Origin of the sequence: Pseudomonas sp. WC1, assembly GCF_050586565.1 — a bacterium.
GTDB lineage: Bacteria > Pseudomonadota > Gammaproteobacteria > Pseudomonadales > Pseudomonadaceae > Aquipseudomonas.
On the sequence record NZ_JBOBDQ010000033.1, the window covers coordinates 49,377 to 61,851 of the forward strand.

Consider the following 12,475-nt stretch of genomic DNA (forward strand, 5'->3'; position numbering starts at 1 on the left):
ACCAAGGAGAGTCTTGCATGACACCTGAAGTCGCAGTCGACCTGTTCCGTGAAGCCTTGTGGATGACCTCCATGATGGTGGCTATCCTGGTGGTGCCGAGCCTGCTGGTCGGCCTGGTGGTGGCAATGTTTCAGGCGGCCACGCAGATCAACGAGCAGACCCTGAGCTTCCTGCCGCGCCTGTTGGTGATGCTGGTCACGCTGATCATCGCCGGCCCTTGGCTTGTGCAGAAGTTCATGGAGTACTTCATTGGCCTGTACACCAGCATCCCGCAGTTGATCGGTTGACGCGGCCATGCTGGAGCTGACCGATACTCAGATCGGTACCTGGGTGGCCACCTTCATCCTGCCGTTGTTTCGGGTGACGGCGCTGCTGATGACCATGCCGATCTTTGGCACCAAGATGCTGCCGGCCCGGGTGCGGCTGTATGCGGCATTGGCCATTACCGTGGTGATAGTGCCGGCGCTTCCGCCGTTGCCGCCGATAGACCCCTTGAGCCTGCGCGGCGTGCTGTTGTGCGGCGAACAGGTGATCGTTGGGGCGTTGTTCGGGTTCTCCCTGCAGCTGCTGTTTCAGGCGTTTGTGATTGCGGGGCAGATCATTGCGATCCAGATGGGTATGGCGTTCGCCTCCATGATGGACCCGACCAACGGCGTCAACGTCGCGGTGGTCAGCCAGTTCATGACGATGCTGGTGAGCGTTTTGTTCCTGCTGATGAATGGCCATTTGGTGGCGTTCGAGATCCTCACCGAGAGCTTTACCACGCTACCGGTTGGCAGTGCCCTGGTGGTCAACCATTTCTGGGAGATGGCGGGGCGTTTGAGCTGGGTGCTGGGGGCTGGGTTGCTGCTTGTCTTGCCAGCCATTGCGTCGCTGCTGGTGGTCAACATTGCCTTCGGTGTAATGACCCGCGCAGCGCCACAGTTGAATATTTTCTCCATCGGCTTCCCGCTGACACTGGTGTTGGGCCTGATCATTTTCTGGATCGGCCTGGCCGATATTCTTTCCCATTACCAGGCACTGGCCAGCGAAGCGCTGCAGTGGCTGCGTGAGCTGGCACGGGCGCGCTGAGCATGGCAGAGAGCGAGAGCGGTCAGGACAAGACAGAGGAACCCACCGACAAGCGCAAGAAGGACTCGCGCGAAAAGGGGGAGATTGCCCGTTCCAAGGAGCTGAACACCGTCGCGGTAACCTTGGCCGGCTCGGGTGCGCTGATGGCGTTCGGTGGCTACCTGGCCGAGACGTTGATGGCCTTGATGCGCATGAACTTCAGCCTTACCCGGGAGGTGGTGGTCGACGAGCGCAACATGGCGGCATTCCTGTTGGCCTCGGGCAAGATGGCAATCTGGGCTGTGCAGCCGGTAATGCTGCTGCTGTTCGTGATTTCATTCGTAGCGCCCATTGCGCTGGGAGGGTTCTTGTTCTCGGGCAGCTTGCTGCAGCCGAAGTTCAGCCGCATGAACCCGCTGTCGGGGATCAAGCGCATGTTCTCGCTGAATGCGCTGACCGAACTGGTCAAGGCCATGGCCAAGTTCTTCATGATCTTGATCGTTGCCTTGGTCGTGCTGTCGGCGGACCGTCAGGCGTTGCTGGCCATTGCCAATGAGCCGCTCGAGCAGGCGATCATCCACTCGGTGCAGGTGGTGGGGTGGAGTGCGCTGTGGATGGCGGCGGGGCTGCTGTTGATTGCGGCGGCGGATGTGCCGTTCCAGCTTTGGCAGACGCACAAGAAAATGAAGATGACCAAGCAGGAAGTGAAGGACGAGTACAAGGACAGTGAGGGCAAGCCTGAGGTCAAGCAGCGTATCCGGCAGTTGCAGCGTGAGGCGTCGCAGCGGCGGATGATGGCGGCAGTGCCTGAGGCGGATGTGATCATCACCAACCCGACTCACTATGCGGTGGCGTTGCAGTACGACCCTGAGAAGGGGGGGATGGCGCCGTTGCTGGTGGCCAAGGGCACCGATTTTGTCGCGCTGAAGATCCGTGAGATCGGTGCCGAGCACAATGTGCAGATACTGGAGTCGGCGGCCCTGGCGCGGGCTATCTACTACTCCACCGAGCTTGAGCAGGAGATCCCGGCGGGGTTGTACCTGGCCGTGGCGCAGGTATTGGCGTTTGTGTTCCAGGTTCGACAGTACCGGGCGGGCAAGGGCAAGCCGCCTGAGCCTTTGAACAAGGATTTGCCGATTCCCGAGGATTTGCAGCGCGATAGCTGAGTTTGTAGTTTGTAGTTTGTAGTTTGTAGTTTGTAGTTTGTAGTTTGTAGTTTGTAGTTTGTAGTTTGTAGTTTGTAGTTTGTAGTTTGTAGTTTTCGGTGGTATTGGGGTTTGCGTGCGCATTCATTTGTGGCGTCGACGCACAGTCACCTTTCCGCCCTTACGGCGGGTCCCTTTTTGAAGGATCAAAAAGGAACCAAAAAATCCTCGCTCCATTCATCCGGCCCCTACGCTTCGCTCCGGGGTCCCCTCACTCCGGCCTTGCTCCCGGGAGGACCGCGCTGAACGCCCCATCCTGGGGCGCAGCGCTTGACGGGCATCCATGCCCGTCACCTCCCTCCGCAAGACCTGCGTTCGGCCTCCTGAAGTCGCGAAGTTACGGGCGGCGCCTGGGCTGACGCAGCTGTCGCTAGTTGCTACGTAATTAATCTCTCGATTGTTTCGCGGGGCGGCTAATATATAAATAACTTTCAAATAGTCAACTTCGCATTTCCTGCTCTTGCTCTTGCTCTTGCTCTTGCTCTTGCTCTTGCTCTTGCTTCTAAGTGCGCGATAGTTCAGGCGCCACACATTGCGACTTCAGGAGGCCGAGCGGAGGTCTTGCGTAGTGGGGCGACGGCCATGGATGGCCGTCGAGCGCTGGGGCCCAGGATGGGCCCTGCAGCGCGGTACCCACGGGAGCAAGAACGGAGCGAGGGAACCCCGGAGCGCAGCGTAGGGGCCGTATGAATGGAGCGAGCGGTTTTTGCCTTCTTTTGCCCGCGTGCAAAAGAAGGTCGCCGTAAAGGCGAAAAGGTGAGTATGCGTCGCCATCGCCTCTGAATGCGCATACCCCCATAAAAACCATCACCAACACTCTAAAGCCAGCCAGCCAGCCAGCCAGCCAGCCAGCCAGCCAGCCAGCCAGCCAGCCCAGCCCGCCAAATCCCCCAAAACCAAAAGTTGGAAAGCTTCTTGCAGAGGCAGCGCCAGGCGCCACGCAGGCGTCAAAGTTTTGCTTGAAGGGGACTCGCGGTGGATCGCACTCAGTTAATCAGCAACGCCCGCAACAACCTGGCCGGTCTCGGCCGGGGCAATCTCGGCGTGCCGCTGCTGCTGCTGGTGATGTTGGCAATGATGATGTTGCCGATACCGCCGTTCCTGCTCGATGTGTTCTTCACCTTCAACATCGCCCTGTCGATCGTGGTGCTTCTCGTCTGCGTCTATGCGCTGCGTCCCCTGGACTTCGCAGCCTTCCCGACGATCTTGCTGGTGGCGACCCTGTTGCGTCTGGCGCTGAACGTCGCGTCCACCCGTGTGGTCATGCTGCACGGCCAGGAAGGCCATGGCGCCGCGGGCAAGGTGATCCAGGCCTTCGGTGAAGTGGTGATCGGCGGCAACTATGTCGTCGGTGCCGTGGTCTTCGCCATCCTCATGATCATCAACTTCGTGGTGGTGACCAAGGGTGCTGGGCGTATCTCCGAAGTGAGCGCCCGGTTCACTCTCGACGCTATGCCCGGCAAGCAGATGGCCATCGACGCCGACCTCAACGCCGGCCTCATCGACCAGGCCCAGGCCAAGGCGCGGCGTAGCGAAGTTGCCCAGGAAGCCGAGTTCTATGGTTCCATGGACGGTGCCAGCAAGTTCGTGCGCGGTGACGCCATCGCCGGCCTGCTGATCCTCTTCATCAACCTCATCGGCGGCATGCTCATCGGCATGCTCCAGCACGGCATGAGCTTCGGCGACGCCGGCAAGGTCTATGCCTTGCTGACCATCGGTGACGGTTTGGTGGCGCAACTGCCCTCGCTGCTGCTGTCCACCGCCGCCGCGATCATGGTCACCCGCGCCTCGGGCTCCGAGGACATGGGCAAGTTGATCAACCGTCAGATGTTCGATTCGCCCAAGGCGCTGGCGGTGTCTGGCGGGTTGATGATTGTCATGGGACTGGTGCCGGGCATGCCGCACATGGCCTTCCTGGGCCTGGGCGGGGTGGCCTGCGGTGGCGCCTATCTGCTCTGGAAAAAGCAGCAAAAGGCCAAGGTCGCGGCCCAGCAGGAGGCCGAGCGCCAGCAGGACCTGCTGCCTTCGCCGCAGCGTGCCATGGAAACCAAGGAACTGGGCTGGGACGATGTCACCCCAATCGACATGATCGGCCTTGAGGTTGGCTACCGCCTGATTCCGTTGGTCGACCGCAATCAAGGGGGGCAGTTGCTTGCGCGCATCAAGGGCGTGCGCAAGAAGCTCTCCCAGGACCTGGGCTTCCTCATGCCCACCGTGCATATCCGCGACAACCTCGACCTGCAGCCCAGCGCCTACCGCCTGACGCTGATGGGTGTGATTCTGGCCGAGGCCGAGATCTACCCGGATCGGGAGCTTGCGATCAATCCGGGCCAGGTGTTCGGTGCCCTCAACGGCATCGCCTCACGAGATCCGGCATTTGGCCTGGAGGCAGTATGGATCGATGTCGGTCAGCGTGCCCAGGCGCAATCGCTGGGCTATACGGTGGTGGACGCCAGCACCGTGGTCGCCACCCACCTCAACCAGATCCTGCAGAAGCACTGTCACGAGCTGATCGGGCACGAGGAGGTGGTGCAACTGCTGCAGGTGCTGGCCAAGGTCTCGCCGAAACTGGCCGAAGAGGTGGTGCCGGGTGTCATTTCCTTGTCGGGCCTGCTCAAGGTCCTGCAGGCACTGCTCGCCGAACAGGTGCCGGTGCGTGACATCCGCAGCATTGCCGAAGCCATCGCCAACAACGCGGCGAAGAGTCAAGATACCGCCGCGCTGGTGGCGGTGGTGCGCGTCGGGTTGTCCCGCGCCATCGTGCAAAGCATTGTCGGCGTTGAGTCCGAGCTGCCTGTGATCACCTTGGAGCCAAGGTTGGAACAGATCTTGCTCAATAGTCTGCAAAGGGCCGGGCAGGGTCAGGAAGATGGTGTTCTTCTTGAGCCGAGCATGGCCGAAAAGCTTCAGCGTTCGTTGATCGAGGCAGCCCAGCGCCAGGAAATGCAGGGCCAGCCGGCCATCCTTCTGGTAGCCGGCCCGATCCGCGCCATGCTGTCGCGCTTCGGCCGCCTGGCTGTACCGAATTTGCATGTTTTGGCGTATCAGGAAATACCTGACAACAAGCAAGTCACCATCGTTGCCACCGTGGGCCCGAACGGCTGAGGTAGTGGGTTATGCAAGTTAAGCGTTTTTTTGCCGCCGATATGCGTCAGGCCATGAAGCTGGTCCGGGATGAGCTCGGCTCCGACGCCGCCATCATCGGCAACCGGCGCATTGCCGGCGGTGTCGAGCTGACGGCTGCGCTGGACTACAAGCTGTCCGCTCTGGCCCCGCGCGTGCCCAACGCAGAGCTCGAAGACGAGCTGCGCAAGACCCAGTCGCGCATCGTTACCGCCCAGGCCGAACTGACCGGGCGTGGCGATGCCGTCGAAGGCGGCAACCGGCAATTGTTCGCCGGGCAGCCGCTGACCGCCTCGGAGCCGCTGATCGAGCCTCATGTCGACGAGCCCGCGCCGGTTGCCGCGCCAGCCTCGGCACCCGTTGATCCACGCCTGTTCGATGCCATGCGTTTCGAACTGACCGGCTTGCGCGAGCTGCTTGAAGTCCAGCTCGGTTCGCTCGCCTGGAGCCAGCTGCAAGGCAGCAAGCCGCAGCAGGCCAACCTCTGGCGCCGGCTTCAGCGCCTCGGCCTTTCCGGTGGCCTGGCCCGCGAACTGCTCGACCTCACTGCCGGGATCGAAGAACCACGCCATGCCTGGCGCATGGTCCTGGCGCACCTGGCGCGGATGATCGACGTGCCCGAGATCGAACCGATCGAGGAGGGCGGAGTGATCGCCATGGTCGGCCCGGCTGGCATGGGCAAGACCACCACGCTGGCCAAGCTGGCCGCCCGCTATGTGCTCAAGTACGGCGCGAACAACCTGGCGCTGGTGAGCATGGACAGCTTCCGCATTGGCGCCCAGGAACAGCTCAAGACGCTGGGCCGCATCCTCAATGTGCCGGTCACCTACGTCGACCCGGGTGAGTCGCTGGCCCAGGCCCTGGAGCCGCTGCTGCGCAAACGTGTGGTGCTGATCGACACCGCCGGCCTGCAGGCCAGCGACCCGGCGCTGCGCATGCAGCTCGAGACCCTGGCCGGGCGCGGCATCGCCGCAAAGAATTACCTGGTGCTGGCGACCACCAGCCAGAAGCAGGTGCTCACCGCCGCCTACCATAGCTACAAGCGCTGCGGCCTGGCCGGGTGCATCCTGACCAAACTCGACGAAACGGCCTGCCTCGGCGAAGTGCTGAGCCTGGCGATCAGTCATGAATTGCCGGTGGCCTATCTGACCGATGGGCCGCGCATTCCCGACGACCTGCAGCTACCGCGCAAGCACCAGTTGGTAAGCCGCGCAGTCAGTGTGCAATTGCAGGAAGAGCCCAGCGACGAGGCCATGGCCGACATGTTCGCTGATCTGTACCACAACCCTGGCAAGCGCGCGGGTTGAGGGTGAATACTGTGCAAAGTACCTACATCATGGGGTTGCCCGGCCGGACCGTGGCCTTGAATGTTCAGCCCCTCATGTGGCCTGGGTCCAAGCGAGACAAGGTAAAGAACAGACATGGGTAGCATGCATCCCGTACAGGTGATCGCCGTGACCGGTGGCAAAGGTGGCGTCGGCAAGACTAACGTTTCAGTGAACCTGTCCCTGGCGCTGGCCGAACTCGGCCGCCGGGTGATGTTGCTGGATGCCGACCTGGGCCTGGCCAATGTCGACGTTCTGCTGGGGCTCACGCCCAAGCGCACCCTCGCCGACGTGATCGAAGGCCGTTGCGAGCTGCGTGATGTGCTGTTGCAGGGGCCGGGTGGTGTGCGCATCGTCCCGGCGGCCTCCGGCACGCAGAGCATGGTGCACCTGGCGCCCGCGCAACACGCCGGCCTGATCCAGGCCTTCAGCGACATCGGCGACAACCTCGATGTGCTGGTGATCGACACGGCTGCGGGTATCGGTGACTCGGTGGTCAGTTTTGTTCGCGCCGCCCAGGAAGTGCTGCTGGTGGTGTGTGACGAGCCGACCTCGATCACCGACGCCTATGCGCTGATCAAGCTGCTCAACCGCGATTACGGGATGAACCGATTTCGTGTGCTGGCCAACATGGCCCAGAGCCCGCAGGAAGGCCGCAACCTTTTCGCCAAGTTGACCAAGGTCACGGACCGCTTCCTCGACGTCGCCCTACAATACGTCGGTGCCGTGCCTTACGACGAATGCGTGCGCAAGGCCGTGCAGAAGCAGCGGGCGGTCTATGAGGCCTTCCCTCGGTCCAAGTGCGCGCTGGCGTTCAAGGCCATCGCGCAGAAGGTCGACAGCTGGCCGCTGCCTGCCAACCCGCGTGGGCACCTGGAATTCTTTGTCGAGCGCCTGGTGCAGCCCACCAGTGCAGGGCCGGTGCTATGAACGCGAGCGGTTTCAAGATGTACAGCAAGGCCGCCAAGGATGCGCAGTACGAGCTGATCGAACGCTATGCGCCGTTGGTCAAGCGTATCGCCTATCACCTGCTGGCGCGCCTGCCGGCCAACGTCCAGGTCGAGGATCTGATCCAGGCCGGGATGATCGGCTTGCTGGAAGTGGCCAACAAATACGATGCCAGCAAGGGTGCCAGTTTCGAAACCTACGCCGGTATCCGTATTCGCGGCGCCATGCTCGACGAGGTGCGCAAGGGCGATTGGGCGCCACGTTCGGTACACCGCAATACGCGCATGGTCAGTGACGCGATCCGCTGTGTCGAAGCAAAGACTGGCCGCGACGCTAAAGATCACGAGGTTGCTGCCGAACTCCAATTGAGTCTCGATGATTACTACGGGATTTTGAATGACACCTTGGGCAGCCGCCTGTTCAGTTTCGACGACCTGCTGCAGGACGGCGAACATGAAGGGCTGCACGAGGACGGAGCCAGCGGCCAGCTGGAGCCGGCGCGTGACCTGGAAGACGAGCGCTTCCAGGCTGCGCTGGCCGATGCGATCGCCAACCTGCCGGAGCGCGAACGCCTGGTCCTGGCGCTGTACTACGACGAAGAGCTGAACCTCAAGGAAATCGGTGAGGTGCTGGGGGTCAGCGAATCGCGTGTCAGCCAGTTGCACAGCCAGTGCGCCGCGCGTTTGCGCAGCCGCCTTGGGGAGTGGCGGGCACGTTGAACCCGGGTTCAGTGCAGTCGTTTTTTTTGTAGTGCCGAATTGATTGAGCGCGCGCTCGGCGCCGAGCGCGTTTAAGACTGCTTGGAGGTCTAATTGAACAAAGACATGAAAATCCTCATCGTTGACGACTTTTCGACGATGCGGCGGATCATCAAGAACCTGTTGCGTGACCTGGGGTTCACCAACGTCAAGGAAGCTGATGACGGCAACACGGCACTGCCGATGCTCACCAGCGAGCATTTTGACTTTCTGGTGACCGACTGGAACATGCCGGGCATGACCGGTATCGACCTGCTGCGCGCCGTTCGCGCCGACGAGCGCCTCAAGCACCTGCCGGTGCTGATGGTCACCGCGGAAGCCAAGCGCGAGCAGATCATCGAAGCTGCCCAGGCCGGCGTGAACGGCTATGTGGTCAAGCCTTTCACCGCCCTGGCGCTGAAAGAAAAGATCGAAAAGATCTTCGAACGCGTCAACGGCTGAGTCACGTCTGGGGGGCGCAATGGAGTCAACCAACAACTCTTTGGGTGAGTTCGAATCAACCCTGAAGAAGCATGCGCAGGAGCTGGTCGAGAGCCTGGAGCGCGGCCGCTTCGGTGAGGCGGTGCAGCTGATCCACCAACTGAACCAGACCCGCGACCGCGGGCTGTACCAGGAAGTCGGCAAGCTCACCCGCGAACTGCACAGTGCAATCGTCAACTTCCAGATCGACCCGGCCATGCCGCAGGCCGAGGAAGTGTCGCAGATTACCGATGCCGCCGAGCGCCTCTCCTACGTGGTCCGTCTCACCGAAGGTGCGGCCAACCGCACCATGGACCTGGCGGAGGCGTGCACCCCGGTGCTCAACGACCTCGCCGCCGAGGCCCAGAGCCTGTCCGCCGACTGGCAGCGCTTCATGCGTCGCGAAGTGGCGGCGCCGGAGTTCCGTGAGCTGGTCAAGCGTGTGGACAGTTTCCTGACGCACAGCGCCGAAGGTAATCAGAAGGTCGCCGGCCATATCAACGATATTGTCCTGGCCCAGGATTATCAGGATCTCACCGGCCAGGTGATCAAACGGGTGACCACCCTGGTCACCGAAGTCGAAAGCAATCTGCTCAAGCTCGTGCTGATGGCAAGCCAGGTCGACCGCTTTGCCGGTATCGAACATGACCACCAGCAGCTGCGTGCTGAAAAAGATCAAGAAAAACATCCGACTCGGGGTGAAGGTCCGCAGATTCATGCCGATAAGCGTGAAGACGTCGTGTCCAGCCAGGACGATGTCGACGATCTGTTGTCCAGCCTGGGTTTTTAAGGAGCACGTTTAATGAGCTTCGGCGCCGATGAAGAAATCCTTCAGGATTTCCTGGTAGAAGCCGGCGAAATCCTCGAGCAACTGTCCGAGCAATTGGTCGAGCTGGAAAGCCGGCCCGATGATGCGGACCTGCTCAACGCGATTTTCCGCGGTTTCCACACTGTAAAAGGGGGCGCCGGCTTCCTTCAGCTCAATGAGTTGGTGGAGTGCTGCCACATTGCCGAGAACGTGTTCGACATCCTGCGCAAAGGTGAGCGCCGGGTCGACGCGGAACTGATGGACGTGGTGCTCGAAGCACTCGACACGGTCAACAGCATGTTCGGCCAGGTGCGCGAGCGCACCGACGTCACGCCGGCTACCCGTGAGCTGCTGGCGGCGCTGTCGCGCCTGGCCGAGCCCGCTGGCGCCGAAGAACCGGCCCCGGTCGAGGTGGCTGTTGTCGCCGAAGCGCCGGCTGCCGAGCCCGACATCACCGACACCGAGTTCGAGCAACTGCTCGATTCGCTTGATGCAGTCAAGGCTGAAGCCCAGGTTCACGAGCAATTGCAGGGTGAGCAGGTCAGCGCGGGTGGTGACGAGATTACCGACGCCGAATTCGAGTCGTTGCTCGACCAGCTGCACGGCAAAGGCCAGTTCTCGCCCGATGCCGCTGCCAGTGAGCCAGCGGCCGTTGCCCCTGCCAGTGATGAGATCACCGACGACGAGTTCGAGTCGCTGCTCGATCAGTTGCACGGCAAGGGCACCTTCGCCGTCGATGCATTGCCTGGTGTCGCTGCGCCTGCAGCCACCGCGGCACCAGCGGCGGCTGACGAGAGCATCACCGAACACGAATTCGAGGCGTTGCTCGACCAGTTGCACGGCAAGGGCAAGTTCTCTGGCGAGGCGGTTGTGGCCGAGGCGCCAGCCGCCGCCGTCGCCGCGCCTGTCGCGGCCAAGGCCGAAGCCAAGCCGGTTGCCAAACCTGCGCCGACGCCTGCTTCCGCGCCAGCCGCCGCCAAGCCTGCCGCCCCGGCCCGGGCGCCGGCGCCGGCCGCCGACAAGCATGGCGCCAGCGAGGCGGAGACTACCGTGCGGGTCGACACCGCGCGTCTGGACGAGATCATGAACATGGTCGGTGAGCTGGTGCTGGTGCGTAACCGCCTGGTGCGCCTGGGGCTCAACAGCGGTGACGAGGCCATGTCCAAGGCCGTGTCCAACCTCGATGTGGTCACCGCCGACCTGCAGACCGCAGTCATGAAGACGCGCATGCAGCCGATCAAGAAGGTTTTCGGGCGTTTCCCACGCCTGGTTCGCGACCTCGCCCGCCAACTCAAAAAAGAGATCAACCTGGAACTGGTCGGCGAAGAAACCGACCTGGACAAGAACCTGGTCGAGGCCCTGGCCGACCCGTTGGTGCACTTGGTGCGCAACGCCGTCGACCATGGCGTCGAGATGCCCGACGAACGCGAGGCTTCCGGCAAGTCGCGCATGGGTCGGGTGGTGCTGTCCGCCGAACAGGAAGGTGACCACATCCTGCTGTCGATTTCCGATGACGGCAAGGGCATGGACCCGAGCATCCTGCGCGCCAAGGCCGTGGAAAAGGGCCTGATGGACAAGGACGCGGCCGACCGCCTGAGCGAGTCGGACTGCTACAACCTGATCTTCGCCCCGGGGTTCTCGACCAAGACCGAGATTTCCGACGTGTCCGGCCGCGGCGTCGGCATGGACGTGGTGAAGACCAAGATTTCCCAGCTCAACGGCTCGATCAACATCTTCTCGGCCAAGGGCCAGGGCTCGAAGATAGTCATCAAGGTGCCGCTGACCCTGGCGATCATGCCGACGCTGATGGTGATGCTGGCCAACCAGGCGTTCGCCTTCCCGCTGGTCAACGTCAACGAGATCTTCCACCTCGACCTGTCGCGCACCAACGTGGTCGACGGCCAGGAAGTGGTGATCGTACGCGACAAGGCGCTGCCGCTGTTCTACCTCAAGCGCTGGCTGGTCCAGGACCACGAGCACGAGGAGCAGCACGAAGGTCATGTGGTGATCCTGTCGGTTGGCACCCAGCGCATTGGCTTCGTGGTCGACCAGTTGGTCGGCCAGGAAGAAGTGGTGATCAAGCCGCTGGGCAAGATGCTGCAGGGAACCCCGGGCATGTCCGGCGCGACCATCACCGGTGACGGCCGTATCGCGCTGATCCTCGACGTCCCGAGCATGCTCAAGCGTTACGCCGCCCGGCGTATTTGATTTCGGTGGCGCGCCCAGGCGGGTGCGCCGCCTAACGGAGTGTTTATGGCAGTCAAGGTCCTGGTGGTGGATGATTCCGGTTTCTTCCGCCGCCGTGTCTCGGAAATTCTCGCGTCCGACCCGACGATCCAGGTGGTGGGTACGGCGACCAACGGCAAGGAAGCGATCGACCAGGCGCTGGCGCTCAAGCCCGATGTCATCACCATGGACTATGAAATGCCCATGATGGACGGCATCACCGCGGTGCGTCACATCATGCAGCGCTGCCCGACGCCGGTATTGATGTTCTCCTCGCTGACCCATGAAGGCGCCCGCGTCACCCTCGACGCCCTGGATGCCGGTGCGGTCGACTACCTGCCGAAGAACTTCGAAGACATCTCGCGCAATCCGGAGAAGGTCAAGCAGATGCTCTGCGAGAAGGTCCACACCATCTCGCGCAGCAACCGCCGTTTCAGCGCCTATTCCAGCCCGGCCCCGGCCCCGGCCCCGGCCCCGGCGCCGGCCAGCAGCCAGGCCCCGGCCAGCAGCTTTGCCGGCACCGCGCCTGCGCGCACTGCCGCCCCGGCCCGCGCCGCGGAGCCGGCTGCCCAG

Annotated in this window: 11 protein-coding genes; all 11 read left to right on the forward strand. The window is 62.4% G+C overall.

Features of this window, described 5'->3' with window-relative positions; all coding sequences use genetic code 11:
- Positions 1–17: 17 nt before the first annotated feature.
- Positions 18–287, forward strand: coding sequence for a flagellar biosynthesis protein FliQ (fliQ, locus tag ACQ4OD_RS15955; RefSeq protein ID WP_046854686.1), 270 nt, complete (start codon positions 18–20; stop codon positions 285–287).
- A gap of 7 nt (positions 288–294) precedes the next feature.
- Positions 295–1,071, forward strand: a complete 777-nt coding sequence (gene fliR / locus ACQ4OD_RS15960; RefSeq protein ID WP_102685144.1) for a flagellar biosynthetic protein FliR — start codon at positions 295–297, stop codon at positions 1,069–1,071.
- A 2-nt stretch (positions 1,072–1,073) separates the two neighbouring features.
- Positions 1,074–2,216, forward strand: coding sequence for a flagellar biosynthesis protein FlhB (flhB, locus tag ACQ4OD_RS15965; protein WP_430944564.1), 1,143 nt, complete (start codon positions 1,074–1,076; stop codon positions 2,214–2,216).
- Between the two features lie 1,014 nt (positions 2,217–3,230).
- Positions 3,231–5,360, forward strand: a complete 2,130-nt coding sequence (flhA, locus tag ACQ4OD_RS15970) for a flagellar biosynthesis protein FlhA (protein ID WP_198755355.1) — start codon at positions 3,231–3,233, stop codon at positions 5,358–5,360.
- Between the two features lie 11 nt (positions 5,361–5,371).
- The gene (flhF, locus tag ACQ4OD_RS15975; protein WP_139673288.1) at positions 5,372–6,685 is read left to right on the forward strand and encodes a flagellar biosynthesis protein FlhF; all 1,314 of its coding nucleotides are present in this window, start codon (positions 5,372–5,374) and stop codon (positions 6,683–6,685) included.
- 114 nt (positions 6,686–6,799) lie between these two features.
- Complete coding sequence (gene fleN, locus ACQ4OD_RS15980) at positions 6,800–7,633, forward strand: flagellar synthesis regulator FleN (RefSeq protein WP_023630864.1); 834 nt, start codon at positions 6,800–6,802, stop codon at positions 7,631–7,633.
- Complete coding sequence (gene fliA / locus ACQ4OD_RS15985) at positions 7,630–8,370, forward strand: RNA polymerase sigma factor FliA (protein WP_038706555.1); 741 nt, start codon at positions 7,630–7,632, stop codon at positions 8,368–8,370. The genes fleN and fliA overlap by 4 nt, the downstream gene beginning before the upstream one ends.
- 105 nt (positions 8,371–8,475) lie before the next feature.
- Complete coding sequence (locus ACQ4OD_RS15990; RefSeq protein ID WP_023630863.1) at positions 8,476–8,850, forward strand: chemotaxis response regulator CheY; 375 nt, start codon at positions 8,476–8,478, stop codon at positions 8,848–8,850.
- A 19-nt stretch (positions 8,851–8,869) separates the two neighbouring features.
- Positions 8,870–9,658: a protein phosphatase CheZ gene (locus ACQ4OD_RS15995; protein WP_102685099.1), complete on the forward strand. Its 789-nt coding sequence runs from the start codon at positions 8,870–8,872 to the stop codon at positions 9,656–9,658.
- 12 nt (positions 9,659–9,670) lie between these two features.
- Positions 9,671–11,884, forward strand: coding sequence for a chemotaxis protein CheA (locus ACQ4OD_RS16000; protein ID WP_139673286.1), 2,214 nt, complete (start codon positions 9,671–9,673; stop codon positions 11,882–11,884).
- A 45-nt stretch (positions 11,885–11,929) separates the two neighbouring features.
- On the forward strand, positions 11,930–12,475 hold a 546-nt coding region (locus ACQ4OD_RS16005), incomplete at its 3' end, for a response regulator (protein ID WP_430944565.1).

Bases quoted from the DNA above. Each gene is read 5' to 3' on its own strand.
- fliQ (WP_046854686.1), top strand. From the start codon at position 18: ATGACACCTGAAGTCGCAGTCGACCTGTTCCGTGAAGCCTTGTGGATG.
- fliR (WP_102685144.1), top strand. From the start codon at position 295: ATGCTGGAGCTGACCGATACTCAGATCGGTACCTGGGTGGCCACCTTC.
- flhB (WP_430944564.1), top strand. From the start codon at position 1,074: ATGGCAGAGAGCGAGAGCGGTCAGGACAAGACAGAGGAACCCACCGAC.
- flhF (WP_139673288.1), top strand. From the start codon at position 5,372: ATGCAAGTTAAGCGTTTTTTTGCCGCCGATATGCGTCAGGCCATGAAG.
- fleN (WP_023630864.1), top strand. From the start codon at position 6,800: ATGGGTAGCATGCATCCCGTACAGGTGATCGCCGTGACCGGTGGCAAA.
- fliA (WP_038706555.1), top strand. From the start codon at position 7,630: ATGAACGCGAGCGGTTTCAAGATGTACAGCAAGGCCGCCAAGGATGCG.
- ACQ4OD_RS15990 (WP_023630863.1), top strand. From the start codon at position 8,476: ATGAAAATCCTCATCGTTGACGACTTTTCGACGATGCGGCGGATCATC.
- ACQ4OD_RS15995 (WP_102685099.1), top strand. From the start codon at position 8,870: ATGGAGTCAACCAACAACTCTTTGGGTGAGTTCGAATCAACCCTGAAG.
- ACQ4OD_RS16000 (WP_139673286.1), top strand. From the start codon at position 9,671: ATGAGCTTCGGCGCCGATGAAGAAATCCTTCAGGATTTCCTGGTAGAA.